Source organism: Methanogenium cariaci JCM 10550, assembly GCF_001315945.1.
Classification (GTDB): domain Archaea; phylum Halobacteriota; class Methanomicrobia; order Methanomicrobiales; family Methanomicrobiaceae; genus Methanogenium; species Methanogenium cariaci.
Genome location: NZ_BBBG01000001.1, coordinates 213,633 through 237,939, shown reverse-complemented (window position 1 = coordinate 237,939; position 24,307 = coordinate 213,633). Strand labels below are relative to the sequence as shown.

At 55.8% G+C, this 24,307-nt stretch carries 26 protein-coding genes, 1 tRNA gene and 8 pseudogenes; 12 read left to right on the top strand and 23 right to left on the bottom strand.

The window, feature by feature from the left end; all coding sequences use genetic code 11:
• Positions 1-68 precede the first annotated feature (68 nt).
• The 3 genes from JCM10550_RS01490 to JCM10550_RS17905 all read right to left on the bottom strand — a co-directional run bounded on the left by JCM10550_RS01490 (position 69) and on the right by JCM10550_RS17905 (position 1,213).
• Positions 69-290 carry a hypothetical protein gene (locus JCM10550_RS01490; RefSeq protein WP_157199826.1) on the bottom strand — a complete coding sequence of 74 codons (222 nt, stop codon included), beginning with the start codon at positions 288-290 and terminating at the stop codon, positions 69-71.
• The gene (locus JCM10550_RS01485) at positions 251-775 is read right to left on the bottom strand and encodes a response regulator (protein ID WP_245618582.1); all 525 of its coding nucleotides are present in this window, start codon (positions 773-775) and stop codon (positions 251-253) included. Before JCM10550_RS01485 ends, JCM10550_RS01490 begins: the two co-directional genes overlap by 40 nt.
• A 264-nt stretch (positions 776-1,039) precedes the next feature.
• The gene (locus JCM10550_RS17905; RefSeq protein ID WP_157199825.1) at positions 1,040-1,213 is read right to left on the bottom strand and encodes a hypothetical protein; all 174 of its coding nucleotides are present in this window, start codon (positions 1,211-1,213) and stop codon (positions 1,040-1,042) included.
• A 71-nt stretch (positions 1,214-1,284) separates the two neighbouring features.
• Here JCM10550_RS17905 and JCM10550_RS01480 point away from each other — a divergent pair, with 71 nt between their 5' ends.
• Entirely contained in the window at positions 1,285-1,503 is a 219-nt protein-coding gene (locus JCM10550_RS01480) for a YwbE family protein (protein WP_062396468.1), read from the top strand.
• A 25-nt stretch (positions 1,504-1,528) separates the two neighbouring features.
• On the opposite strand, the gene JCM10550_RS01475 is transcribed toward JCM10550_RS01480, so the two are convergent.
• On the bottom strand, positions 1,529-2,413 hold the full coding sequence (locus JCM10550_RS01475; protein WP_157199824.1) for a DUF2202 domain-containing protein: 885 nt from the start codon (positions 2,411-2,413) through the stop codon (positions 1,529-1,531).
• A gap of 166 nt (positions 2,414-2,579) precedes the next feature.
• Here JCM10550_RS01475 and JCM10550_RS01470 point away from each other — a divergent pair, with 166 nt between their 5' ends.
• The 6 genes from JCM10550_RS01470 (at position 2,580) to JCM10550_RS17900 (ending at position 7,684) form a co-directional block, all read left to right on the top strand.
• The gene (locus JCM10550_RS01470) at positions 2,580-4,289 is read left to right on the top strand and encodes a PAS domain S-box protein (protein ID WP_062396464.1); all 1,710 of its coding nucleotides are present in this window, start codon (positions 2,580-2,582) and stop codon (positions 4,287-4,289) included.
• A complete protein-coding gene (locus JCM10550_RS01465) occupies positions 4,264-4,737 on the top strand; it encodes a HAMP domain-containing sensor histidine kinase (protein WP_062396462.1) in 474 nt (157 codons plus the stop codon). Before JCM10550_RS01470 ends, JCM10550_RS01465 begins: the two co-directional genes overlap by 26 nt.
• A gap of 115 nt (positions 4,738-4,852) precedes the next feature.
• The gene (gene dps / locus JCM10550_RS01460; protein WP_062396461.1) at positions 4,853-5,410 is read left to right on the top strand and encodes a DNA protection during starvation protein; all 558 of its coding nucleotides are present in this window, start codon (positions 4,853-4,855) and stop codon (positions 5,408-5,410) included.
• A 152-nt stretch (positions 5,411-5,562) separates the two neighbouring features.
• A complete protein-coding gene (locus JCM10550_RS01455) occupies positions 5,563-6,282 on the top strand; it encodes a ZIP family metal transporter (protein WP_281175208.1) in 720 nt (239 codons plus the stop codon).
• Between the two features lie 180 nt (positions 6,283-6,462).
• Positions 6,463-7,257, top strand: coding sequence for a cation:proton antiporter (locus JCM10550_RS01450; RefSeq protein ID WP_062396459.1), 795 nt, complete (start codon positions 6,463-6,465; stop codon positions 7,255-7,257).
• Between the two features lie 109 nt (positions 7,258-7,366).
• Complete coding sequence (locus JCM10550_RS17900) at positions 7,367-7,684, top strand: hypothetical protein (protein WP_157199823.1); 318 nt, start codon at positions 7,367-7,369, stop codon at positions 7,682-7,684.
• A 395-nt stretch (positions 7,685-8,079) separates the two neighbouring features.
• Here JCM10550_RS17900 and JCM10550_RS01440 read toward each other — a convergent pair whose 3' ends face one another.
• Entirely contained in the window at positions 8,080-8,232 is a 153-nt protein-coding gene (locus tag JCM10550_RS01440) for a hypothetical protein (protein WP_157199822.1), read from the bottom strand.
• Between the two features lie 88 nt (positions 8,233-8,320).
• The gene (locus JCM10550_RS01435; protein ID WP_062396455.1) at positions 8,321-8,635 is read right to left on the bottom strand and encodes a hypothetical protein; all 315 of its coding nucleotides are present in this window, start codon (positions 8,633-8,635) and stop codon (positions 8,321-8,323) included.
• 299 nt (positions 8,636-8,934) lie between these two features.
• On the opposite strand from JCM10550_RS01435, the gene JCM10550_RS01430 reads away from it, so the two are divergent.
• Entirely contained in the window at positions 8,935-9,408 is a 474-nt protein-coding gene (locus JCM10550_RS01430; RefSeq protein WP_218185077.1) for a DUF1269 domain-containing protein, read from the top strand.
• Between the two features lie 77 nt (positions 9,409-9,485).
• Complete coding sequence (locus JCM10550_RS17895; RefSeq protein ID WP_157199821.1) at positions 9,486-9,695, top strand: hypothetical protein; 210 nt, start codon at positions 9,486-9,488, stop codon at positions 9,693-9,695.
• Between the two features lie 151 nt (positions 9,696-9,846).
• On the opposite strand, the pseudogene JCM10550_RS01425 reads toward JCM10550_RS17895, so the two are convergent.
• The 3 genes and pseudogenes from JCM10550_RS01425 to JCM10550_RS01415 form a co-directional block, all read right to left on the bottom strand.
• A pseudogene (locus tag JCM10550_RS01425) lies at positions 9,847-10,700 on the bottom strand (4Fe-4S binding protein).
• Between the two features lie 172 nt (positions 10,701-10,872).
• Positions 10,873-10,947: transfer RNA gene (locus JCM10550_RS01420), tRNA-Gln, on the bottom strand.
• Positions 10,948-11,047: 100 nt separating this feature from the next.
• A complete protein-coding gene (locus JCM10550_RS01415) occupies positions 11,048-11,563 on the bottom strand; it encodes a hypothetical protein (RefSeq protein ID WP_062396453.1) in 516 nt (171 codons plus the stop codon).
• 289 nt (positions 11,564-11,852) lie between these two features.
• Between JCM10550_RS01415 and JCM10550_RS01410 the strand changes: the two are divergent.
• The 3 genes and pseudogenes from JCM10550_RS01410 to JCM10550_RS01400 all read left to right on the top strand — a co-directional run bounded on the left by JCM10550_RS01410 (position 11,853) and on the right by JCM10550_RS01400 (position 14,669).
• Positions 11,853-13,056 (top strand): annotated as a pseudogene (locus tag JCM10550_RS01410) (3-isopropylmalate dehydratase large subunit).
• 1 nt (position 13,057) lies between these two features.
• A pseudogene (locus tag JCM10550_RS01405) lies at positions 13,058-13,548 on the top strand (3-isopropylmalate dehydratase).
• On the top strand, positions 13,536-14,669 hold the full coding sequence (locus JCM10550_RS01400) for an isocitrate/isopropylmalate dehydrogenase family protein (protein WP_062396452.1): 1,134 nt from the start codon (positions 13,536-13,538) through the stop codon (positions 14,667-14,669). Before JCM10550_RS01405 ends, JCM10550_RS01400 begins: the two are co-directional and overlap by 13 nt.
• 98 nt (positions 14,670-14,767) lie before the next feature.
• Here the strand turns inward: JCM10550_RS01400 and JCM10550_RS24110 are convergent, their stop codons facing one another.
• The 14 genes and pseudogenes from JCM10550_RS24110 to ppsA all read right to left on the bottom strand — a co-directional run bounded on the left by JCM10550_RS24110 (position 14,768) and on the right by ppsA (position 24,302).
• Positions 14,768-14,896, bottom strand: a complete 129-nt coding sequence (locus JCM10550_RS24110; protein ID WP_281175207.1) for a hypothetical protein — start codon at positions 14,894-14,896, stop codon at positions 14,768-14,770.
• A complete protein-coding gene (locus JCM10550_RS01395) occupies positions 14,896-15,444 on the bottom strand; it encodes a PAS domain-containing protein (RefSeq protein WP_062396450.1) in 549 nt (182 codons plus the stop codon). The genes JCM10550_RS24110 and JCM10550_RS01395 overlap by 1 nt, the downstream gene beginning before the upstream one ends.
• Positions 15,441-15,818 carry a PAS domain-containing protein gene (locus tag JCM10550_RS01390; protein ID WP_062396449.1) on the bottom strand — a complete coding sequence of 126 codons (378 nt, stop codon included), beginning with the start codon at positions 15,816-15,818 and terminating at the stop codon, positions 15,441-15,443. The genes JCM10550_RS01395 and JCM10550_RS01390 overlap by 4 nt, the downstream gene beginning before the upstream one ends.
• Positions 15,819-15,902: 84 nt before the next feature.
• Positions 15,903-17,162: an AarF/ABC1/UbiB kinase family protein gene (locus tag JCM10550_RS01385; protein ID WP_062396447.1), complete on the bottom strand. Its 1,260-nt coding sequence runs from the start codon at positions 17,160-17,162 to the stop codon at positions 15,903-15,905.
• Positions 17,110-17,340 (bottom strand): AarF/UbiB family protein, encoded by a 231-nt coding sequence (locus JCM10550_RS24105; protein WP_083475212.1) that lies wholly within the window; start codon positions 17,338-17,340, stop codon positions 17,110-17,112. Before JCM10550_RS24105 ends, JCM10550_RS01385 begins: the two co-directional genes overlap by 53 nt.
• A 95-nt stretch (positions 17,341-17,435) precedes the next feature.
• On the bottom strand, positions 17,436-17,567 hold the full coding sequence (locus JCM10550_RS24100; RefSeq protein ID WP_281175206.1) for a hypothetical protein: 132 nt from the start codon (positions 17,565-17,567) through the stop codon (positions 17,436-17,438).
• Positions 17,568-17,591: 24 nt separating this feature from the next.
• Positions 17,592-18,119, bottom strand: coding sequence for an MFS transporter (locus tag JCM10550_RS17890; RefSeq protein ID WP_245618581.1), 528 nt, complete (start codon positions 18,117-18,119; stop codon positions 17,592-17,594).
• An 18-nt stretch (positions 18,120-18,137) separates the two neighbouring features.
• Positions 18,138-18,710, bottom strand: a complete 573-nt coding sequence (locus JCM10550_RS21345) for an MFS transporter (RefSeq protein ID WP_245618580.1) — start codon at positions 18,708-18,710, stop codon at positions 18,138-18,140.
• Positions 18,616-18,810, bottom strand: a complete 195-nt coding sequence (locus tag JCM10550_RS21340) for a hypothetical protein (protein WP_245618627.1) — start codon at positions 18,808-18,810, stop codon at positions 18,616-18,618. Before JCM10550_RS21340 ends, JCM10550_RS21345 begins: the two co-directional genes overlap by 95 nt.
• Positions 18,807-19,432, bottom strand: a pseudogene (locus JCM10550_RS01375) (METTL5 family protein). The gene JCM10550_RS21340 and the pseudogene JCM10550_RS01375 overlap by 4 nt, the downstream one beginning before the upstream one ends.
• A gap of 2 nt (positions 19,433-19,434) precedes the next feature.
• Positions 19,435-20,396 (bottom strand): annotated as a pseudogene (gene dph2, locus JCM10550_RS01370) (diphthamide biosynthesis enzyme Dph2).
• Positions 20,374-20,927 (bottom strand): annotated as a pseudogene (gene hpt, locus JCM10550_RS01365) (hypoxanthine/guanine phosphoribosyltransferase). Before hpt ends, dph2 begins: the two co-directional pseudogenes overlap by 23 nt.
• Positions 20,920-22,026: pseudogene (gene mfnA, locus JCM10550_RS01360) on the bottom strand (tyrosine decarboxylase MfnA). The pseudogenes hpt and mfnA overlap by 8 nt, the downstream one beginning before the upstream one ends.
• Positions 22,027-24,302 (bottom strand): annotated as a pseudogene (gene ppsA, locus JCM10550_RS01355) (phosphoenolpyruvate synthase).
• Positions 24,303-24,307: the final 5 nt, after the last annotated feature.

Sequence of the window (24,307 nt, the reverse complement as noted above, 5' to 3'; positions counted from 1 at the left end):
TCCTGTAGCGTTCCCCCCCGCAACTCTTCAAAAAAATAGTGATACCGGCATGCAAAAAAGAGGAGTGCTCAGGCCCGGAACATCGTATCATTAAGTTCGCGAAGATCTGCCCTGACCCGTTCGAGTTCATCCACATGTGCCTGCAGGATGACCTCCACATCGTCCAGATCCATGATACCTTTCTGTATGCCGGAGGTGAGACCTTTCAGGCTGGCCCTGACCTGCTCCACCGGATTTTCCAGTTTGTTGGTCACCGCAGAGAGGCAGGCGACACGAGCCTCCTCCGCCACGAACGCCGGTGTTTATAGATGGATGTCTCAATCGTGGTATAGAGTTCCCGCGGCCGGATCGGTTTTATCAGGTAGCCATATGGGTTCGTCCGTATCGCACGCGAGAGCGTCTCCTCATCCGAGTAGGCAGTGAGAAATATCACCGGGATCTTCAGGCGCCGGTATATCCTCTCCGCCGCTTCAATGCCATCCATCTCACCATCCAGACGGATGTCAATGAGGGCCAGGTCAGGTTGGGTCTCCATGGCAAGATCAATTGCCCGCTGTCCCGTCGTTGCCCTTCCTGCCACCAGGTACCCGAAGCCATGAACAGAGTCTTCCAGAGCCATTGCGATGATGACCTCATCCTCTACAATTAGTATCTTCGCATTGGTCAGAGAACTCTGATAGCTCTCACACTTCATCACCATTGCTAGGGAGGGTATAGTATTAATATTTGATCTGCCGAAAAACCCGGACTGAACAGAACAAAACGGCAAAACCACCGGCATCATCCACCGGCAATCAGATTCTGAGCATTTCGACGGCAAACCGGGAAAAAACAGATACTGAGAACATTTTATGCCTCATGCCGGGGGGGAGCCTGCACCGGTAGATTACATGTCTGACGGGCGAGAGAGATACTCCGGAAAAAGCCGACATCGCCGAAGAAATGACAGGAAACAATACGGACAGGAATAGTGAGGCTTCCCTGTCATCCCCCCCGGACAGACAGAGAAGCCAACACACCTAAATCAACAGTATCATAATTAATACTTTGCCTTGCAGACCCCCTGAGGAGGATGGCGCACGGCAGGTAGGGTAAACGGGGTCGTCTTTCCCATCCGGTTGTGTGCCACCATGCACCAGATGGGCTCTCCGGCGATAGGATCCTCTGTCCGGCGCTGTCTCTGCCGGTCTGTGCATCCGGATACCTTCCGCACTCTTTTCCCCCCCTGTTACCGCAAACAGAACAGATACAGATTTTTACGATATCACACGAGGAGACCGAAAGATGGAGAAGAAAGGTGACGGCAGGCAGAGGCGGAATATCTCCCCCCCGGGGGATAACGTCAGGATTGTCCTGAAAAAAGATCAGAGAACCGGGAAACTGACAGACGGCATAGTAAAAGATATTCTCACCAATTCCTCATTTCACCCGCATGGTATCAAGGTGCGGCTCGCCGACGGACAGGTCGGCCGGGTGCAGGAGTTTGCCGGGGGGGACGAGTAAACACCGGCGTCCGGGGGGGGCCGGGTCAGGTAAAACCTCCCGGCCGGACAGAGCCGGAAACAATCCTGTCATAATCGGCCTGTGTCAGCACCACCGGTGCATACGATTCACCCTGCTGTTCGAGGTTCCGTACAAAGGCACGCAGGTGATTCTCCGACCCCCCCCGTATCAGATTATCATAGACATAGCGGATGTCCCCCCCGTTTTCTGTCCGGCTCATCGCATCCCGGAGATCCACAATATCAGTCTCTTCAACCAGAATGGCGGCACGAAGGGCGTCTTCAGGAGACCGGGCACCTCTTTTCACCAGATCATCGTAGAGCTCCTGCAGTTCGGGATAGGCAAACACCCCCCCTGTGGTGGCTGATGCAGACGGATTCTCCAGTCCGTAGCGTTTGATGAGAACGGTCACACTGTCCATATGTGTCTGTTCCGCCTTCCCGATATTTTTGAAAACCTGCATGTTCCAGGTATCAGAGAAGACACCATACACATCACGGGCAAGTTTCTCTTCTTCCTGCATGTAGAGGAGATCTGATTCCTCTGCTGCCGAGAGGGTTGCTACCGGATATTCGTCAAGTCGTGCACCAAGTGTTCCCGCATCCAGAACGGTTGCATAGGATGACTCGTCCGGAGTTCCGTCAGATTGGGCAGGAGCCTGTTGCTGGTCGGTGGTACAGCCGGTGCTTAACACCACGATCAGGATGCAGACGACGGCGGCCGCACCACGGGTGGTCAAAACCTTCATGTTCCGGTGTTGGGCAGGGGGGGAAGAGCAATAACCCTTTTGGAAGGGGGGGGACATTCGCATCTCCCGCAAAAGCAGCTGCCATTGCAGGGGGGGATGCGTATCTCTATTGACAAATCTTATCAGATGCCGCGACCGGTGCCGGGGGGGAATGCTGAACAAAAATCACCACTGAAAACACTAACCATTCCAAAGAAAAGCACATGACCGGCAGCAATGACTACGGAAAAAACCTCACCAATGGCTCTATTTTCTTTTTGCACATATAAAGCTTCGAAGCAAAAGATAAAGCGGCAGCTCTATAATCTACAGTCTCCAATGTCCACATATGGCCATCCGGATTCTTCTGGTAGATGACGAACCGGTCCTGCTTGATATCGCAACGATATACCTGCAACGCGAGGAAGACTTCTTTATCGAAACCGCACAATCTGGAGACCAAGCTTTGGAATTACTTGCATCCAACTCTTTTGATGCCATTGTCTCGGATTACCAGATGCCGGGGGGGATGAACGGCCTTGCACTGCTCTCTTCGATCAGAAAGCAGGGAATTTCAATACCATTTATTATCTTCACCGGCAAAGGCCGGGAAGAGGTCGTCATTGAGGCGCTCAACCGTGGGGGGGCCGATTTCTACCTCCAGAAGGGAGGCGACCCAATGTCCCAGTTTGCCGAATTGAAGTCCAAGATTATCCATGCGGTGGAGAAGAGAAGGGCCAACACAACCTTAGAGGAACAGAATCAGCGCCTTGAGGAAAGCGAGGCAAAATTCAGGAATCTGGCAAATTCCACCTCGACGGCCATTCTCCTCTACCAGGACGACCAGTGGATTTATGCAAACCCGGCAGCGGAGAGGATGTGCGGCTATTCAGCAGAAGAGATCTGCGCAATGAAATTCTGGGGATTCGTTGCACCGGAGTTCCGGGACGTTGTGAAAGAATGGGGACGGCTAAGAGAATCGGGAAGGGATGCCCCCCCAAGACTTATGAATTCAAAATTCTCACAAAAACCGGAGAGAGAGTCTGGGTTCACCTCATGGGGGGGAGTACAACAGAATATCAGGGCAGACTGGCGGGGGCTGATATCGGTCATCGACATCAGCGAACGGAAAAATATGGAGGAGGCGCTCAGGGAAAAGGAGGAGAACTACCGTACCCTCCTGAATTCCATGAGCGAGACTATCCTCATCATCGATGGGGGGGAAGACCGGTTTACCGGCGTACACCACAATAAAGGAAAAATCTACGCCCTGCCTGAGAATTTTCTGGGCAAACACATCGGGGGGGATGTTCTGGCCCTCCCTATTTATGAGCACTACCGCGTCGCAGCAGATATCCTGCGAAAGACCGGAAAAACCCAACTGGGCGAATATTTCCTTGAGTTTGAGGGTGAACAGCACTGGTTTGAAGCAACGCTGAATCTCCGGGATGGGGATGAAAGTATCGTCGCAGTGATCAGGAATACTACTGATCGAAGGCAGATGGAAGAAGTACTTCGGGAAAATGAGGCACGATTCCGTACTCTGGTCGAAAATGCCCCCATCGGTATTATTCAGGCGGATACCTCCGGACGGATCAGCTATGTCAACCATCAGATCCTTGAGATCCTTGGGTCACCTTCCAAAGAGGCAACAGCACAGATCAATCTGCTCACCTTCCCCCGTCTTTGTGAATCCGGGATCAGCCATGATATCCAAACAGCAATCCGGGAGAAACGGACCGTAGAAAGCGAACATCGGCATGTAAGCAAATGGGGGGGAACCGATTCCTGCCTGAGATGCCGAATGGCACCGCTTGATACCGATGGTGACGTGACCGGTATTATGGGAATTGTCGAGGATATCACGGTGCGCCGACGGGCAGAGGATGCACTCAGGCTCGCCAACCACAAACTCAGCCTCCTCTCACGGATCACCCGGCATGACATCCTGAACGACATCACGACCGCGAAAGGCTACCTTGAACTCCATGAAGCCGAGTGTCCCGCAAGGGTATCCCCCCACTCTCACCCATGTGGAAGAGGCGATCACACGCATTGAACGGGAGGTAGAATTCACCGCGGAATATCAGGAACTCGGGACATCACCCCCGAAATGGCAGGGAGTCAGGCAGGTCACCGAGGACAGTCTCAGCCAGATGAATGTGCCAGTAGAGATCCAAACAGAAATGGATATCTCCCCCCCGGTGGAAATCTATGCCGACCAGCTGCTGACACTTGCCATCTCCAATATCATCCGAAACGCCCTCGTCCATGCCAAAGGTCTGACGAAGATCACGGTCATAACCCGTGAGAAACCGGGAGGTGAGCTCTGCATCGCAATCGAGGATGACGGAACAGGCGTGCCCGACGAAAAGAAGGAGGCGATACTGCAACCAACCTACAACCGGAGGTCCGGACACGGTCTCTATCTGGTCCGGGACATTCTTGACCTGACCGGGATCACCATCCGGGAAACAGGAACACCGGGAGAGGGGGGCACACTTTGAACTGGTAGTGCCGGCCGGAAGATGGCGGTATTTTACCGAAGACTCTCCCTGAGGATCCCATACCATTTTCAATCCGGAGGGATATTATCCATCGTTTCATGGGGGTGAAACAGTAATGGCAACAGTTACACGAAAAATGGTGGAGGATGCCGGTGTCGATGTCGATCACCTTGTCGATCTGCTGGTACGAAATGCGGCAGCAGAGCTTACGACGTTTTACTACTACACGATTCTCCGGGTCAATCTTATTGGTCTTGAAGGAGAGGGCGTCAAGGAGATCGCCGAGACCGCACGTATCGAGGACCGGAATCATTTCGAGGCACTGATTCCCCCCCGGATATATGAACTGGGAGGGGGGGAGCTTCCGGCAGACATGATGGTGTTCCATAACATCTCCGGCTGTCCGCCGGCATCCCTCCCCGAGGATCCGACCGACGTCACCGCAATGATAGAGGTTCTCCTCCAGGCGGAGCAGTGTGCAGTCCGACAGTATACTCATATCTGCAACCTGACAGCAGGAAAGGACCACCGGACCTATGACCTTGCACTCTCTATTCTCCACGAGGAGATCGAGCACGAATCATGGTTCTCGGAGTTCCTCGGCCATGGACCTTCCGGACATTTCCTCAGGCGGGGAGAGACGTCACCGTTCGTCTCCAAGTTCCTGCGGTAAAAAAAGACTTGGCACAATCATCCCATTTTTATGAACCACGACCTAAACTCTGAAACGATCCGAATGTACGCAATTCCTGTTTCTCCTTTAGATATTCCATTTGTGATCGAAATTCTCTTCAAAAATCAGAAACCAAATGCACCAGGTGTTCCATGATGTGGGACTATTTTCTGACGCTGACACCGGTGACACAGGCACTCCTCGCAGGAATCTTTACCTGGGGAATGACGGCGTTCGGAGCTGCAACCGTATTTCTGACACGGGAGGTGAACCAGAAGTTTCTCGATGTGATGCTCGGGTTTGCTGCAGGCGTGATGATCGCCGCCAGTTTCTGGTCGCTTCTGCTGCCGGCAATAGAACTCTCAGCGGGACGGATCATTCCCGCATGGTTCCCCGCCGCTGTCGGGTTCATTCTGGGAGGCATCGCACTCGGTTCCATCGACCGGGTCCTCCCACACCTCCATATAGGATATTCCAGAAAAGAGGCGGAGGGTATTCCAACATCATGGCCCCGGAGCACACTCCTCCTCATTGCGATAACGATGCACAACATCCCCGAGGGACTCGCCGTGGGCGTGGCATTCGGCGCTCTTGCCGTGGGATCGACAGAAGCCATGGCCGCCGCCGTCGCTCTTGCGATCGGCATTGGCATCCAGAACTTCCCGGAAGATGGCCATCTCGATGCCACTGCGCCGGGAGGGGTTTTCGGCCCGCCGGAGTTTCTGGTACGGGCAGCTCTCCGGTCTGGTCGAACCGGTGGCAGCCGTCATCGGAGCAGCGGCGGTCATCATTGCCACACCCATCCTGCCCTATGCCCTTGCCTTTGCCGCCGGAGCGATGATCTTTGTGGTCATCGAAGAAGTGATTCCTGAATCCCAGCACAACGGCAATGCCGATGCGGCAACCGCCGGGGCGATGATCGGGTTTGTGGTGATGATGATCCTGGATGTGGGGCTGGGGTGAGGAAACATTTCCCTAACACGACACCCGTACAATTTTGCATACTCCGTGCCCAAGCATTTTTTTATCCCATAGGTTGGATAGTCTCCTGAATGGACGTCATCCTGCAGATTCTTCTCCTCCTTATCGGTGCCAAGCTCTTTGGTGAGCTGGTGGAGCGTTTGGGCTACCCCGCACTCATCGGCGAGATTGCTGCAGGGATTCTCCTCGGGCCCTCACTTCTGGGATGGGTGACGACGAATGAGACGCTTGAGGTCTTTGCCGATATCGGTATCATTGTCCTCCTCTTTGTCAGTGGTGCGGAGATGAACCTGAAGTCGTTTCTGGAGCGGCGAAATGTCGCGGTCACCACAGCCGTTGCGGGCGTTCTCGTCCCTTTCGGGAGCGGGATACTGTTGGGATATCTTTTGAATTTCTCACAGGCTGAGGCACTCTTTCTTGCCATTGCCCTCTCCATCACCTCCATCGGTGTCTCGGTCCGGATGCTTGTCGATTACAAACAGTTAAACACGGTCATCGGAACCGCCATCGTGAGCGCCGCTGTTCTGGACGACATCATCGGCATCTTTCTTTTAGGCATTCTCTCTGCGGTTGCAATGCAGGGCACCACCCTTGCAGGGGATTCCCTGTCTGCAGGAATCCTCATCGCCATCGGGTTTCTGGTGCTCTTCGTCCTCATCGCACCCCCCCAGTGCTGCGTGTTATATTCGACCGGGCACGAAAAACCGAGACACACGAGATGGTCTACTCGGTGGCCCTCATCCTCGCCCTTGCCAGTGCCTGGCTCTCTCACATGGCAGGACTCCACTATTCCATCGGTGCGTTCATCGCAGGCCTCATCCTCGGAGACAGGATCAGGCACGACCGCATGCTCTTCGACAGCCTGATGGACTTCGGGTTCGGATTTTTTGTCACGCTCTTCTTTGCATCCATCGGCCTCCTCTTCAGTTTCACCGGGGGGGAGACATTTCTCTCCCCTACATCATCCCCATCATTGTGGTCGCCGTTGCAGGCAAGATCATCGGCGGCTATATCGGCTCTGTCCACTTTCTTTCAAAAGCAGAGGCACTCCTCGTCGGTCTGGGGGGGATGACACCACGGGGGGGGAGATCGCCCTCGTCGTCGCCAAGGTGGCCCTCGTGGGGGGGGAATCATCGGAAGTGCCCTCTTCTCCGCGGTGACGGTGATGGTGATTGCCACAATCATCATCACCCCCCCTCTGTTGATGAAGCGGGGGGGATTTGTATGGGCACAGATCAGGGATCGGGAATCACCCTGAAAAGAAAAACATGCAAAAAAACAGCCCAGAAGTAATCCTCTGAAAAAACAGAGATCACGGAAAATGAAGAAGATGGCATATCGTTAATTTAAACGCATTTTTCCGACACAACAGTGATTTTACCTCATATTTGCCCGGGAAAAACGAGTCCACACAGAGGCACGGAGTGGGCCGTACCCAACCACAGACAACCCATACATCCTCTCAAAATATCCGCCAGTGACGACTCCACAATAGTCTGCAATAATCCGTAATTTTAGCAAATAAGAAGCATTACAGACGTATTTTTTCCGGCAGAAAAATCGATCAGAAAATACATCCGTTTTAGCCCCCAATCCCTTGGCACAAGGGACCAAAGAGAATGGACGCCGGGGGGGATAGGTGGTGAGGAAATAAAACCCATTTCCAATCACTCATCCAAACGGGGTTTTCACATTCGCACACCTGTTCTTCCTGTTATTTTCGGGTGTATGGGATGGGATTCCTGTGAAGAGTCCGGATCAGATCTCCCTTCCCGGACGAGAAACGCAATAATATCGCACATCTCCACCAGACCCACGGCAACACCATCGCCATCAATCACAATCAAATCCGGATGCCGGTTCTTCTCCATGGCAAGCAGGTCTCTGCAATGGTAGCGGTATCAGGGACAGTCACATGGCTGCGGGTCATCAGTTCCCCCCCGGCATGGCGTGCTGCACTCTTGTGCAGGCATTCCAGACACCCCAGTTTACGCCTGCTCCTGACACCCATACCCGGTGTGATTGCAGAGAGAAGGTCCATGCGGGTGATGATACCCAGAAACCGGCATGCCTCATCACAGACGATGATATCGAAACACCCTTCCGGGTAAACGAACGATAGATATCAGCAACCGGCGTCTCCGGATGCACACGGACAAAGTCCTCCTGCATGATCGCGGTGATCGGGATATCTTCCGGGTCCGGTTTGTCCACCTCTCTGCTCTCTCCTTTCCCCCCCATCATGTGGATAGTCTGTGATCTGCGCCGCAGAAGATATAGATAGTGGCAGGAGCCATCGTTACAAAAACCCCGGAGCCTTCGAAAGAGACATCCCATGAATGACATCAGATGATTCGCCACCAGAAAAAAATGACAATAAAAAACAGACCGGAACACCCGATCGCCGGGAAAGATCAGGTATCTTAGCCGGGCACTAGCATAAATACCACAAGTGCCACCTTCCTCGCGGGAATATCGATTATTCCCATCACACAGGAGGAGAAAAATGACATATGGCCCAATACACCTGTTGGCAGTCGGGTTTGAAAACCCCCGATTTTCATGGACAGATACTCAAAGAGCTTCAGGCAGTCAGAGAAAAAGGACTGATCAGACTGATTGATGTACAGTTTGTCTGGAAGGATGAGAACGGGGGGGATATTGCAGCACTGGAAGCAACCGATCTCTCCGAAGAAGAACGAATACGATTCGGCGCTGTCGTCGGGGGGGGTCTCATCGGCCTCGGTGCGGCTGGAGAGAAAGGCATGGAAGCAGGTATCGAGGCAGGTGCTCTTGCCGTTGCCGAACGCGACTTTGGCCTCACCTATAAAGAGTTCATCGAACTCGCCGATGCCATCCCCAATAACAGCGCTGCTGCAATTATGCTCTTTGAACACCTCTGGGCAATTAAATTAAAAGAAGCACTCATTGATGCCGGTGCGATACCCATCGGGCAGGGCATCGTTACCCCCGGAATCGCTGATGATGGTTGGTGCAGAACTTGCAGCAGCGGTTGAGGCGGCAAAACTCGAGGAGTGAAAAGAAAATACAAACTGCCGGGTAATCCGGAGAAGATACAGGAGGAATGATATTTATGGGACTTGGACCGCTGGGCCGGGGTGGAGCGAGACGCCGGACCCGAAGGCGCTGGATGGCGATGTCTGCCATGCTCAGCTCAAAACACAAAGCAGAGATTGAGCAGACTACCGGAAAGAAACTCGATGATCTGTCAGATGAAGAACTGGAAGCAGAGATGAAAAAGAGGGGCATTACCCCCCCGCCGCCTCCGGGCCCTGACGACTAATACCCGATACCGGAGTGGGGAGTTTTAAATCCGGAACCCTGCGGAATGAAGAACAGGGTATCTGGAAACGGGTTTTTCAGTGGCCGGAAGAAAACAGGACCACCTCCTCCGGCACCGCCCATCATCAGAAAGTACCGGTGAGGGAAAAAGGCTACTTCAGCCCGCCCTGTATGGTAACTGTCTTCTCCGTAACCGGGATCGTCTTCCCCGACTGTTCCAGTGCCCGGTCGACGACATGCCGCACACCGCCGCAGCACGGCACCTCCATACGGGCGACGGTGATCGATTGGATCGTGTGGAGGGAGAAGATCTCTGAGAGTTTCGCGACATAGCCGTCAAGATCAGCATCCAGTTTCGGGCAGAAGATGATCACGATCCTGTCCCGCAAAAACTCCGTGTGAAAACCGGCGAAGGCAAAGGGCACACAGTCAGCAGCGATCAACAGATCCGCATTGTCAAAATACGGAGCGGAAGGGTTCAGAAGGGTGAGTTGAACCGGCCACTGCCGCAGCTCTGACTCCATATTCGCAGACGGGACACGGTGCCCATGCGTATCCCGTTTAATACTCTGCGCTGCCGTCCCCCCCGGACACGCAGCAAACAGATGGTTGTCACTTTTCGCAGATTCCGGAGAAGAAACCGTGACATCATGATACGGGATGGAGGACTCATGTTCTATCAGGTACTCGATTGCCTGATTGTAGAGTTCTCTTTGCCCGTGACCCGCAAGATGTTCGAGATGGGCCCGGATGACTGCTTCTCCCTGCCGCACAATGGTCGCCATCACCGCCTTCTCATCGTAGGCCTCCGCCTCCCGTTCAATGACCGTGATGGCCCCCTCCGGGCAGGTGCCGATGCAGGCCCCGAGACCATCGCAGAAGAGATCGCTTACGAGCCGTGCCTTACCTTCGATGAGCTGAATGGCCCCCCCTCCGGACAGTCCGGGATGCACGCACCGCACCCCGTGCATTTGTCTTCATCGATACTGATTATTTTCCGTTTCATACCTGCGTTCCCCCATACTGATAGCAGTCAGATGGAGTTCATCACATAAATACTCAGGTCTGATAACGGAGAACGGATCGAGCTGTGCGACAGTGAGGGGGGGAGACATACTAAAAACGATGAATCTGAAACGAAACGGATTGCTGATACCATGCAAACGGAAAAATGAGTATACCCCCCCGGGCGGATTCGAACCGCCGTAACCAGCTCCAAAGGCTGGTATGATTGACCGCTACACCACGGGGGTGCATATACAGAAACAGCAAGTTTCTGCCTTGTGCCTGAATCTATTTCTTCTGCAACGATTTTAGTGTTTCCCGAAATTGGGTGAGAATAGTGACCACCGGTCACTCCATCCGGGTCACCCTGATATGAACATCCTTCCCCCCCGTAAGCTTGATGAGCCGAAACACCACATCCATTGTCCGGACTTCTCCCGGTTCATAGGAACCGGCATCAATCTCCTGTGAGGCAAGGAGCGTTTCGCCTCCGCCGGTCACATCCAGTAATTCTGCCTGCAGACGGATATCAGCTACTGACAAAATCCCCCCCTTGTTTTCAACCATGACCGGATAGGAAGCAAAATTCTGCCCGACCTTCCCGTCCCCCCCGGTGGTGATCACTATGTCCTCTTCAAGCGATGGCAGTGCGGTATTACCGGGAAGCGAGGAACACCCCCCCGCAGCCATCACACCCCCCCATACCATCGCGCATGCCAGTATACCAAGACAGACGGCATGTCCCCCCCTCGCCGTCAGATCCGCTCTCCTTTGTATCATATTCAGGCCCCCCCCGTTATGAACAGTTCTGTTGCATATCTGTCCCCCCCACAGGTACGGGGGGGCGTATATACCGACCCGCATTGCTGTGCATCATTCAGTTGCATGCAGATATGGGATTCCCATCCCCCCCATCAATCAGACGGTGGTTCCCCGGCAGAGACCGATTCACCAAAGGAGATATCCTATCGGCGGGTACCATGCACCAGATGCGCCGCACAGGTGCACCAGATATTTAACTATATTTAATGTGGCCAAGAGTATTGATTACTATCAAATACCAGACAGAGTAATGGAACAGCCAATGGCAGCAACAATCACAGAGAAGATCTTCTCCCGCAGATGCGCAACGAAGATCTCAGCAGGTGATGTCATGATAGCCCCCCCATCGATGCAGCGATGATCCATGACATCACGGGCCCGCTTGCAATCAAGAAGTTCCGTGAAATGGACGGAACGACGGTCTTTGACCCGGCAAAGATTATTATGCTCTTTGACCATCAGGTCCCGGCCGACTCTATTCCTGCAGCAGAGAACCAGAAATTTATGCGGGCATTTGCTGCCGAACAGGGAATTCTCAACTACGACATTCACGAGGGTGTCTGCCATCAGGTGGCAGTCGAGAAGGGACGGGTGCGTCCGGGCGACATCGTCGTCGGCGGTGACTCGCACACCTGCACCTACGGGGGGGCCATCGGAGCCTTTGCCACCGGCATCGGCTCAACCGACATGGGCTTCGCGATGAAGTACGGCGCCCTCCACTTCCGGGTTCCGGAGAGTCTGAAACTCACCACAACCGGCAGGTTCTCACACCGTGTCGGCCCGAAAGACCTCATTCTTTCGATGATAGGCGACCTCACGGTGGACGGCGCCACCTACCGGGCAGTGGAGTTCACCGGCGACACCATCTCAGACATGTCTGTCCCCCCCGGCCGGATGACCTGCTGTAATATGGCCATTGAGATGGGCGGCAAGGCGGGCATCGTTGCACCGGACGAGGTGACCCGCGCCTACTGCGGCGGACGCATGGACGGCGGCTGGTTTGACCTCGCCCCCCCGGATGAGGACGCCACGTATGTAGTGGAACGGGACTACGACGCAGCCGACCTCGTCCCGCAGATTGCGGCCCCCCCCACAACGTGGACAATGTGGCGGATGTGACAAAATATGAGGGCACACCGCTGGATCAGGTCTTTATCGGGTCCTGCACCAACGGCCGGTATGAAGACCTGGCAGAAGCGGCAGAGGTCCTAGGCGACCGGAAATTCTCACCGGACATCCGGGTGATCATCGTGCCCGCCTCAAAGACCGAATACCTGAAGGCCCTCCGGGCAGGCCTCATCGAGACCTTTGTCGAGGCAGGGGGGGGAATGGTCGAGGCACCCTGCTGCGGCCCGTGCATGGGCGGGGGGGCGTTCGGCATTCTCGCACCGGGCGAGGTCTCGCTCTCCACCTCCAACCGCAACTTCCGCGGCAGGCAGGGGAGCACCGAGGCAGAGGTCTACCTCTGTTCACCGGCCACTGCCGCTGCCAGTGCGATAACAGGCGAAATAACCGACCCGCGGGAGGTGGCATAATATGGCGACCTGGAAATTCGGCGATGACATCGACACCGATGCCATCATACCGGGCCGCTACCTCACCCTCTACGACCCGAAGGAACTGGCGGCCCATGCCTTCGAAGCACGAGGGATGCATTCGCAACAGAGGCAGCAGAGGGGGGACATCATCGTTGCGGGCAGAAACTTCGGGTGCGGTTCCTCACGCGAACACGCCCCCCCATTGCCATCCGGGGCGCCGGGGTGCAGGTAGTCGTTGCCGTATCCTTTGCACGAATCTTCTACCGCAACTGCATCAGCACCGGTATCCTGCCGGTGATATGCCCAAAGGCTGACAGCATCACCGAAGATGAAAAAATTACCCTCCACCTCGACGAGGGATACCTGACCGCAGGAGAACGCACCCTCGCAGTCGAACCCGTGCCGGTGTTTATGCGCAAAATCATCGATGCGGGCGGACTGGTTGAATACGCAAAGATCCTCACGGAGATAGAAACATGTACAAAGTAGCCGCCATCGGCGGGGACGGCATCGGCCCGGAGATCGTGGACGCCGGAAAGGTGGTCCTCGATGCAGCAGGAGAAAAATATGGATTTGACATTGACTGGACCGACTTTGATATCGGGGGGGCAGACCGGTATCTTGAGACCGGTGAGCTTCTCACCGAAGAGGATCTGAAGGCACTCGACGCCTTCAAATCCATCTACTTCGGATCCATCGGCGACGACCGCGTCAGACCGGGGATCCTCGAAAAGGGTATCCTCCTCGGTCTCCGGTTCCATTTCGACCAGTACATCAATCTCCGGCCGGTGCGCATGCTCGCGGGCACCCGGACACCCCCCCTGGCCGGGAAAGGGCCTGACGACATCAACTTCCTCGTCGTCCGTGAGAATACCGAGGACTTCTACGTCGGCATCGGCTCGCGGTTCAAAGGAAAAGAACACCGTGACCTTGAAGTGATACGTGACATCTACTCCATCAAATTCGGTCTGGACGTCGAGTCCGACAGCGAGGAGATCGCCTACCAGATTGGTGTCATATCACGCGAAGGATCGGCACGGGTCATGGAGTATGCCTTTGATGCGGCGATGAAGCGGAACCATAAAGTTGCGAGTGTGGACAAGGCCAATGTGCTCTCTGACGTCTACGGCCTCTGGCGGGACGTCTTTACCGAGACGGCCGCACGCTATCCGGAAGTCACAACCGAGTTCACCTTTGTTGACGCCATCACCATGTGGTTTGTGAAAAACCCCCCCGAATGGTTTGACGTGGTCGTCGCCCCCCCCAACATGTTCGGTGACATCATCACCGACCTGGGTGCGATGATACAGGGCGGTCTGGGCCTCGCCCCCCCCGGCGGCAACATCAACCCAAAGGGCACCTCACTCTTTGAACCCATCCACGGTTCGGCGCCAAAATACAAGGGCATGAACCGGGCAAACCCCCCCATTGCGACCATCTGGGCAGGCTCCCTGCTCCTCGATGATCTCGGCGAACCGGAAGCGGCCGCAGGCGTGCTTGCAGCCATTGAGCAGAGCATCGCAGCAAAACAGACCACGGTGGACCTCGGCGGTTCCCTTGGCACCCGTGAAGCAGGCGCCTGGATCGCAGACGCGGTACGGAACGGATAAGACCGAAGGGTGCACAGACACCCATCCCTTCTTCATGCGGCAGGTGCCGGGCAAAAGATCGGGCCATACCGGCCCCCCCGCACCCGTGCCCGGTGCCGTCACCGGGACAGATATTTCCGGAATGCATCCGGAACCGCATCAATGCCGTCAATCGCGACCTGGTTCAGCTCTGCGATATTCTCTTCAATGTAACTGAGCGCTTTCATCTGAAGAGAGAAGAAGATCATCAGCTCCTCGGTGGGGGGAGAGAACCGTCCTGCATGGCCGAGACCGTCTCCTCCAGATTGCTGCGCATCTGGGAGAGCGGCACCGTAATCTTTACCACCGTATCCGCCAGGTGCTGAACAAGCCGCATGTCAACATCGTGTTCCCAGGTAACATCACAGGAATGTGCGATCATGCCTGAGACAGTCCCCCCCGCCGGGTCATGGAGCGGAGCCAGGGAGACAACCAGATCCATTACCTCACCGCTCTTTTTGAGGCCCTGCACAGTAAACTGCACCATAGACTCCCCCCCCGCTGCCACACGGTCCACATATTCCCCGAATATCTCCCGGGATGCGAGGGGGGGGACCAGTTCATGAATCCCTACCCCCGAGAGATCTTTGGTCGGGTATCCAAAGATCCGTTCGGCCCCTTTATTCCAGCGGACAATGGTGTGGTCAGGCCCGGTCACCACCACCGCATTATCGGTGGCTGCCACCAGGTGATTCAGCTGTTCGGTTTTTTCCTGGAGACGGACATGATCACCGCCATCCCGTATGTGTGAGATCATCCCCTGGAATTCCCCATCTGCCCCAGCACCGGGGGGGTCAGCCGGTTGATGTGCCAGGTATTATCATACTCCATCATCACCGACTCCTGACTTTTGTTCTTCAGTATTCTTTCATACGGGCAGTCAGAGAAATTCAGTCCAAACCTGCGAACCATCTCATAGCAGTGCCGACCCAGCAGATCGTCAGCATCCACCCCCCCAAAAAAAGAGAGTGAGGCAGGATTTGCCCAGAATACCGTACCATCAGCATTAAAAAATAAGGCAGGCTCTGCGATAACATCCGATGTCCGTTCCCACAGACCCTTTGTGGATGTATCCGGCGGGAGCCAGTCATCCGGCCCATCCGCATTCTCCTGAAGTTCAGTTTTTCGCATCGTGTTCCCCCCCGGACTACACATTCCCCTCTCCAGGGGGGGAATGCACTGAAACGTCCCTTATATCATGACACATATTTAAATTCACTCGTAGCCGGGTATCTTCCATACACGATAGACAGAATACACCCCGATCACAAACGCGGACAGATAGCCAAAGAGTGCGAGATGGTAGGGCACAGACGTCTCTTCCGGGGGGGAAAGAAAGAGCATCATCGACGACCCGATGACAATCGCCCCTACGATAAATCCGACCAGCATCTTATTGGAGGCACGGTCAATCGACCGGGACAGGTGCAGGACATCCACGGCTGCCACATCGATATTGATGCTGCCGTCCGTTGCCTTGGTCAGTGCCCGGTTGAGTGATTTTGGCACCGAGAGCACATCGTCCACGAGATCCATCGCCTCTTTTGCCACATAGCGAATGGTGTCCCGTGACAACAGGTGCTCGATCTCCATCTCCTTGATATAGGGTCCCACTTCGGTTGAAAAATGAAAATCCGGGTCCAGATGTTTGCCGGTATCGAGCACCATCGCGATGACCTTGATGACCTGCATCAGGTTCATCGGCACCTGCAGCTGGTAGCGGTTGAGCAGACCGGGGGGGATCTGGTTCATCAGACCGGGGGGGAGATCAAAATGTTCAATACTGGAGCCGGAATATTCTGCAAGAATACCATAGAGATCATCCTTGAACGCATCAAGGTATCGGTCATCGATATTCACCCCCAGCTGAATGAACGAATTCACAATCTCATCCACATCATCCTCAAGGATGCCCAGAAGCAGCGTGATGATGGCCTCCTTTCGTTCCGGCCGTATCATTGCCACCGACCCAAAGTCCAGAAACACCAGGTCTCCTTCCATATCGACGAGCAGGTTGCCCCCCCCGTGCGGATCAGCGTGAAAGAACCCGTATTTCAGGATCTGTTTAATATAACATTTCGTGCCCCCCCGGTTGGCTACATCACGGGGATTTGCGCCGATGAGACGAATCGACGCAACGTCATCAACCCGTACACCCGCGATATACTCCATCACAAGCACCCGTTTTCCGGAATACTGCCAGTAAATATCCGGGACACGGACATGGGGGGGCACCTCGGCGACAATCGGACGGAGGTGGTCCGCATTCTTCCCGTCATTGCGAAAATCCAGTTCTCGACGAATCTGGATGGCAAACTCCCGCACGATGCCGGTGGGATTGTATATCTTCATCTCCGGGTAGCGGGTCTCTATCCGTTCTGCAAACGACTGCAGAATGGCGAGGTCCACTTCGATAACCTCTTCAATATGCGGGCGCTGAACCTTGACCGCCACGAGAGTGCCGTCTTTGAGCATCCCCCCGGTGTACCTGTGAGAGCGAGGCTGCAGCGATGGGTGTCTCTTCCAGACACTCAAACGCCTCGCCAACAGGTCCGCATGCTTCCAGAATCGTGGGATGCACCTCTTCATACGGCAGGGAAGGCACCTTATCGGTCAGTTTCTGGAGTTCAGCAATCAGTTCTTCCGGGAACATCTCCCGGCGGGTACTGACAATCTGGCCGAATTTGACGAAGGTCGGTCCAAGCTCTTCAAGTGCGAGACGGATACGTTCGTAATCAGATAGGTCGTTTACCGGGGGCTTTCTTCCGAAAGAACCGGCGCCGGGCGCTCCCCCGGGTCCACCTGTTCAAGAGCGATGCCAAAACCATATTTGATGAGTATATCGGCAATCTGGCTGTAGCGTCGCAGCCGGGTGACCATCTGACGAAAATAGGTGAGATACCATTAAACAGTTTCCCTGTTCCGGGTATGCCACGGGTAGGGGGGGACGAATGCAAAGAAGACCAGCGATAACGCCACGGGCACCGTAATCAGAAGCATCGCGGTCGTCAGTCCGGCCACATCAGCGATATATCCACTCACGGCGACACCCAGACCTCCCGCACCCACCGCAAGACCCAGCATCAGACCGGAAACCAGACCCGGACTGCCCGGCATCATCTCATGCGACATGGCAACGGTGGTGGAGAAGGTCGACCAGAGGCAGAAGCCAAACAGGATCAGACAGATGAGGGAAAGCATGCCCGACAGGGTGAAGGCGGCGACAAAGAACGGGATCGCAAGCAGGGTGAAGAGCAGCACCAGCTCCTTTCTCCCATAGGTGTCAGAGAGGGTGCCGATGATAATCTGTCCCACCACCCCCGCGACGAGCAAGACGGATACGATGATGTTTGCCGTTGCAAGGTCAAACCCGCGTACCATGCTGAGATAGGTCGGCAGAAAGGCAACCGACCCGAATATGCCCCCATGCACGCAGGGCTGAACCGGTGATCAGAAGCGATATGCCATGGTATTTTTGGAAACCGTTCTCTGTCGGGGGGGCAGCCGAGGAATCTGAGGAAGAGATCGGAGAAGGAACAGGGGGGGGCGGATGCCTCCGGTTGGGCATCGATTCCCTTCGGGATGATCACGTGCAGGATGACAGCCATGCAGATACCGGGAATGATCATGACCACCAGGCCGGGAAGTCCCCCATAGCGTGACCAGCACTCCGGCGATCAAAGGCCCTACGGCAAACCCGATGTTCCCTCCTACTACGAAAAAAGAGGTGAGACGTCCCCGGTTGGGCCCGGAGGCGAGACGGGAGACGAGGGACAGGGCACTCGGATGAAAGAGGGCATGCCCGAGTGCCGCACAGGCGGCGAAGAGCAGTGTCAGCCAGTAATTGGATATCAGCCCGATACAGGAGATGAAAAACGCACAGATGAGGATGGTGTATTTCACCGGCACCCCCCCAAAGCCCCGTTGGTCATTCAGCCAGCCAAAGAGCGGCTGGGTAAATGACGAGGTCAGGTTCCATACGGTGACAATGAGCTGCGAGAAAGTAGGAGTAACCGTATTCAAGTATCAGAAGTGGCAGGATGGCCGAGAGCACGGGGGGGGAGTAGATATCTGTCACCACATGGGCCGCGGAAAGGCCCATGATGGGCCGGAGGTTTGTCATAGTTCATCTTCTCCGGTACGCACCAAACGGATAAAGTCGACAGGGATTGCCATGATATCGCGGGTGTGATGGGCAAAGGTCCGGCGGATGGGAAATGTGGCTGAAATCTCGGTGTCAACGACGGCCCGGCCGCGAATGTATGACTCCAGAAAGGAACGCGACCCGCTGTTGAAGATACCCCCCCATACCACCTCTGCGGAAGCAAGCCCGGCGTCGATGAACGGCCGATCCGCATGGGCCCGCTGGGCACCGAAGGGAGGGTTCATGATGACCGTATCGGCAGGCGGAATATCCGCACCGGAGCGGGAGACATCCGCTTCCAGAAAGGTGACGTCGCATCCGAGTGCTGCCGCATTTTCCCGAGCCACGGCAAGGGCTCCTCTGTCCCAGTCGATGCCGATGACTTCTCCTGCGCCAAGGAGGGCTGCACCGCAGGCAAGAATACCCGTCCCGCAGCCGAGGTCGACCACCCGCATGCCCCGGATATCGCCCTGACGGTTCGCTTCATAGAGGAGACGGGCGCCACCACTGCAGGGGGGGTGGCATACTGTTCGCTTCTCGCGTCCGGGTCGGGAAACCCTGCACATTTTTCCAGTAGTATCTCAAGCTGACGAATACGCATGATCAGATCTCATCGATAATATAATCGTCCCAGTCACGGATGCCCCCCCGCACGATCTCATACTCCGGCGGGGAAAGGACCGGCACCGGAAACCGCACCTGATCGTCATAGGCCAGACGCGGGCAGGCGGTGTTGACGTAACATGCATACCCAAGGTTCAAAAGGGAGTCGGGCGAGACCTCCTGCATGCAGATGATGTCTGCCACAGGCGAAAGGGACGCCAGATGCCGGGCAAGTTCCTCCCGTCGCTGACCGGTCTTGGTGCTGAGAATGATCCCCCCCACCGTCTCTGCCTCTCGTGCCTTCTCGATCTGGGCAAACCGGCGACGCAGGAGTCGGCTGGCATCGGCCTCTTCCACAACTCCCGTGTACGGGTCAAGGGCCACCACCCGTGCCCCCCCGGTGGCAAGCCCGACGCCTATTGCATGGAAGACACCGGTGCCGATATACAGAAACTGGCTGGTGCCTGCCGCACGTGCGGTGGCATAGGAACAGCCCAGCACCTGCCCGCGGCAGGGAGTGCGTGCATTGCCGTCACCCACCACAACCGTAAACCCGTGGCCCTCAAGGACTGCTGCGACCGCATCGGTGAGGTGCGCATGCTGAACCGTGGTGACCAGTCCCACCGGTTGGGCCGGGTCTAACAGAGCAATGGCATTTTCTGCGATTTCCGGGTCAAAATCAAACCGCACATACTCATAGATCACGCCGGGACGGCTGTCCACTGGTGCATGACCGAAATGGATGAGCACGTCGGCAAGGTCCAGCGCATCCGTTGCGAGATCACAGGCGCCATAACACGGATCTCCGCTGATAATGACGGCATACCCCCCCGCCTCTTTCAGGGCGGCGGCCGTCTCCGGGGCCCGGCGTTTGAGCCTTCCGGAAACTGGAGGGCCACCGTCCGGGCAGGGGGGGATGCACGAAGCTGTTCCCACGTTTCAGAAGAAAGTATCTTTGACATGCACGCCTGACTCATCGACTTCAATTTCCACGAGCGCCTTATAGGGTCGGCCGATATCACATTCGCCACGTTTAATGACCACAAGGACATCCTGCACTTCAGCACCCGCAATCGCAAGGCCTTCAAGCAGGGCCTTCATCGTACCGCCGGTGGAGAGCACATCGTCAACGATGATGACCCGATCGCCGGACTCAACACCATTGAGATAGAGTTCTCCCTTGGAGTAGCCGGTGGACTGGTGCAAAGCCACCTCACCCGGCAGGTCATAATTCCGTTTCCGGACAATGCAAAGGGGGGGAATATCGGTAATAAGCGAGAGGGCCACACCGATGTGAATACCCATCGCCTCTGCCACCACGATCTTTTGTACCCCGGTGAAGTCCAGCACACGCACCATCTCGACCGCGATCTCCCGCAACAGGCCGGTTCGACGAGAGGCACGCCGTCGCTCACCGGGTGGATAAAGTAGTGGTAGTCGCCGCGCTGTACCATCGGGCATGATTCAAGAGAAGAAACCAGTTTTTTAAACATGCATATCGCCAATATCCTTCAGAAATTCTTCGATTATGGTGGTGGTGATGTGGGGCATACAGACAATTCTCATATGCCCGTGACGGGTGCGTGAGACCTGCCACCCTTCGGGACTGAGCGGGCAGTCGAACGCTGCGACATTCACCTCGGGTTCGGCAAGAACCGGATAGCCGAGGGCGGCCATACCGTCCGTGAGACGGCGGTGGTTTGCCATGCACTCCGCCACAACGGTGGTAAAGCCGTCACGCCCCAGATGTTCAATGACCGCAAGGGCGCCTGCTACCGCTCCACCGGAACGGGTGCCTGCAAGCGTAAACTCCTGTTTTACCGTCAGGTAGGGAGTGTCTACGTTCAGGGAACAGAGCATGGAGGGGTCGCGTGTCAGGAGGCAGCCGACCGGGATCGTTGACATCCCCATCTTATGGGGGGGATCAACCGATATACTGGTGACCCCGTCCAGCTGGAAGTCAAAGAGAGGGGGGGCTTCGGGCAGAAACGGCAGAACCAGCCCGCCAAATGCCGCGTCGACGTGAAGAGCGATGCCCTTGTCCACTGCGATATCCGCAAGGGCGGCAATCGGGTCGACCACCCCCGTATTCGGTGGTGCCAGCCACGCCCACGAGGGCGATGGTATTTTTGTCGGCAAGACTGGCTGCCGCCTCTGCGTCCATCCGGTATCCGTCACCCGAAGGTGCCACCCGCATCTCAAGACAGAGAATTTCACACGCCTTCTCAAACGAGAAATGGGCTGATTCCGGCACGATGACATTGGGGGGGGAACGCACACTTGCATCCCTGCGTGCCATCCTCAATGCCTGCAGGTTGGATTCCGTACCGCCTGAGGTCGCATATCCGCAGGCCTCCGGAAGATGCATCAGCGAACCCAGCCGTTCAACGAGAAGTGCCTCAAGAGAGGCCGTTCCTTCAAAGAGACCCGGGTCACCAAGATTTGACTCAATAAAAAGGTTCATTGCCCGCACGGCCACCGGATGAGGCAGCGAGCACATCGAACTGAGCACATGTCGATAACGCCGATCCTTCTCTCTGACCGATGTAAAAAAGAGAAGAGTTCCTCTTCTGCTACGCCGTGGCTGCGCATCTATCGTCTCGCCATGTCAAGGATCATCCGCTGCTCGGTTCGGGCAGCGGTCACACGGATCTTCTGCACCGCGTCAATGTTTGAGGAGACGCTGGAGATACCGGTCTTGATGAGCCACTCCACCATCTCAGGGTCGGACCCTGCCTGCCCGCATATGGAACACTCGACACCGCCTTCACGGCACCTTTCGATGGCATATTTAATGAGTTTCAGGACGGCCGGGTGTTTTGGGAAGTACATGTCCGCCACATTCTGATTGTTGCGGTCTATTGCCAGCGTATACTGGATCAGATCATTGGTGCCGAAGGAGGCAAAGTTGATTCCTGCCGCAATGAACTCGTCGATCATCAGTGCACTGGATGGAATTTCAACCATGATACCAAGGGTGGTGTTCTCCACATCCACACCCCCCCAGCCGGCAAGCATCTGCTTTGCCTGAATGAACTCGTCCGGATGTCCCACGAGCGGGAACATCAGGCCCATATTGCTGTATCCCTGACTCCAGAGGCGTTTGAATACCTCAACCTGCAGGCGGAACTGCTCGGTCTGCTGAAGGTCACGGCGGATGCCGCGCCATCCAAGCATCGGGTTGTGCTCTTCCGGCTCGTCCTCTCCGCCTTCCATGTTCCGGAACTCGTCTGTCGGAGCGTCCAGGGTTCTGACCCATACCGGCTTGCCGGGGAATGCGTCTAAGACCACCTTGATGCCATCATAGAGCTCAGTGATGAAATCCTCTTCCTTATCGTTGCGGATGTACCATCCGGGGGTCTTGCCGAGGCCGAGAATCATGTGCTCAATTCTTAAGAGGCCCACACCGTCCGCCCCGGTGGCGGCCGCACGTGCAGCGGCCTCCGCAAGGGAGACGTTCACCTTAACCGAGGTTGCGGTGATGATGGGTGCGGCGGCGGCAACAGCAACCGCGGGTGCATCCTCCTGAGCGAGAGCGACAGCACCTTCAAAGACGATACCCTTCTCGCCGTCCACCGTCACGATGTCTCCCTCTTTGAGGACGTGGGTGGCATTCTTTGTCCCGACGACAGCAGGTGTGCCCAGTTCACGGGAGACAATCGCCGCGTGACAGGTCATGCCGCCTTCGTCGGTGATGATCGCGCTCACCTTGCGCATACCCGGCACCATATCGGGGGGGTTGGTCATCTTTGCGACCATGATGTCACCGTCGTTTATCCGGCCAAGATCTTTTACCGTTGTGACAATGACGACGCGCCCGGTGGCAATCCCCCCCGGGGATGCACCCTGACCTTCAAGCAGGATATCTCCGGTGCTCTCCATCTCCTGCACAACACCGGTGTTCCCGACAATCGTGGTAATGGGCCGTGACTGGAGGACATAGATGGTGTCGCCGACAATGCTCCATTCCACATCCTGCGGGACACCGTAATGCAACTCAGACACTTTTCCGAACTTTGCGAGGGCCGCAATCTCATCATCCGAGAGCACCGGTGCTTCCTGCCGCTCCGGGGGGGAAACAGAGACTTCCTTTGTCCCGTGTTCCCCCCCGTCGGGCAGAATTTCAACCTTCTTGGTCGCAATATAACGGTCGACAACCCGTCGTGAACGCTGGTCATATACATAGTTGTCAGGGGAGACCATTCCGGAGACGACCGCCTCTCCCAGACCCCATGAACCTTCAACGATAGAGGTCGGTTCACCGGTGACCGGATGGGACGAGAAAAGCACACCGGCCTTCTCGGAACGAATCAATATCTGCACAACTACTGCGATATCGACGATGGAATCGTCAAATCCCTGTTTGGCGCGGTAGTAGATAGCCCGCGCCCCCCCGTAGAGGGAGGCCCAGCACATCTGGACTGCCTCAACGAGGGCGTCTACACCCTTAATGTTCAGGTAGGTATCCTGCTGGCCGGCAAAACTGGCATCAGGAAGGTCTTCTGCCGTTGCACTGGAACGCACAGCAACCACAACATCATCTCCCATCGTCATGTATGAGCAGATGATGTCTTCTCTGATCCCGTCCGGCACCGGCGTCTTCATGACGATGCCTTTCACATCTGCTGCCGTCTTCTCCAGAAGATCCGAATTTTCGACGTCGAGACCGGAGAGGAGTGAGAATATCTCTGTGTCAATCTTCGCATCCTCGATATACCGGCGGAATGCCTGTGCGGTCACTACAAATGCGTTTGGCACCGGCAGACCGACGGAGGTCATTTCTCCAAGAGATGCACCCTTTCCACCGACGGAGGGAGATCATCTTTCCGTATTTCAGCTAGCCACAGAATATTGGGGACTTTTGTCATGCTCA